Consider the following 406-nt stretch of genomic DNA (forward strand, 5'->3'; position numbering starts at 1 on the left):
GTGGAGCGCTCCGCCGCCGAGCAGCTCGTCGCCCAGGCGCACCAGGTCTGCCCGTACTCGAACGCGACCCGGGGCAACATCGAGGTCGCCCTCACCATCCGGGAGGCGATGTGAGCACCAGCCGCGAGATCCACCTGGCCTCCCGCCCGCAGGGCTGGCCGACCGCCGACAACTTCCGCCTCGTCGAGACCGAGGTGCCCACCCCCGGGCCGGGCCAGATTGTGGTCCGCAACCAGTTCATGTCGGTCGACCCGTACATGCGCGGCCGGATGAACGACGTCAAGTCGTACGTGCCGCCGTTCCAGCTCGACGCCCCGCTCGACGGCGGTGCCGTCGGCGAGGTGGTGGCCAGCGAGGCCGAGGGGATCAAGCCGGGCGACACCGTGCTGCACGGGCTCGGCTGGCG

Annotated in this window: 2 pseudogenes; both read left to right on the top strand. The window is 71.9% G+C overall.

The features are described 5' to 3' along the window. A pseudogene (locus EAD98_RS18210) lies at positions 1–114 on the top strand (organic hydroperoxide resistance protein); the annotation flags it as partial. Further along, a pseudogene (locus tag EAD98_RS18215) lies at positions 111–406 on the top strand (NADP-dependent oxidoreductase); the annotation flags it as partial. The pseudogenes EAD98_RS18210 and EAD98_RS18215, both read left to right, overlap by 4 nt.

The organism is Micromonospora sp. CV4 (assembly GCF_003667455.1).
In the GTDB taxonomy this organism is placed as follows: Bacteria; Actinomycetota; Actinomycetes; order Mycobacteriales; family Micromonosporaceae; genus Micromonospora.